This window comes from Mesorhizobium sp. M7A.F.Ca.CA.003.01.2.1, from assembly GCF_003998945.1.
In the GTDB taxonomy this organism is placed as follows: Bacteria; Pseudomonadota; Alphaproteobacteria; order Rhizobiales; family Rhizobiaceae; genus Mesorhizobium; species Mesorhizobium ciceri.
In genome coordinates this window covers 1-658 of record NZ_RZRA01001542.1, presented here as the reverse complement: position 1 = coordinate 658, position 658 = coordinate 1, and the positions used below count along the sequence as shown (strand labels likewise).

Genomic DNA, 658 nt, shown 5'->3' with positions numbered 1-658 from the left:
GGGACCGGGCGTCGACCGCTCAGGCGATGTGTTCCGCCACGCCAACCTCGCCGGATCGTCGAAGCATGGCGGCGTGCTTGCGCTGATGGGCGACGACCATATGGCCGAATCCTCGACCAACGCGCACGCCACCGAATTCCTGTTCGTCGACACGATGGTGCCGATCCTCAACCCGGCCGGTGTCCAGGAGATCATCGACTACGGGCTCTACGGCTTCGCCATGTCGCGCTTTGCCGGCACGTGGGCGGCGATCAAATGCGTCAAGGACAACATCGAATCGACCGCCTCGGTCGATGCCGCGCTCGAGCGGCTGAACATCGTCGTGCCGGAGTTCGACATGCCGCCTGGCGGTCTCAACATCCGCCACGAGATCGACATGCTCGGCCAGGAAGAGCGGCTGCATGAACACAAGCGCGCCGCGGCCTCCGCCTTCATCCTTGCCAATGGGCTGAACCGCATCGTCTATTCGGGCGGCCGCAATCCGAAGATCGGCATCATCACGCTCGGCAAGAGCTATCTCGACGTTCGCCAGGCGCTGGAGGATATCGGCATCGACGAAGCGGCCGCCAACCGCATCGGGGTGCGGCTGTTCAAGGTCGGCTGCCCCTGGCCGCTCGACCTGCATCACATCGCCGGTTTCGCCCGCGGCCTCGACACC

Annotated in this window: 1 pseudogene; it reads left to right on the top strand. The window is 65.0% G+C overall.

Annotated elements, in window-relative coordinates:
• Positions 1–658, top strand: a pseudogene (locus tag EN969_RS34065) (indolepyruvate ferredoxin oxidoreductase family protein); the annotation flags it as partial.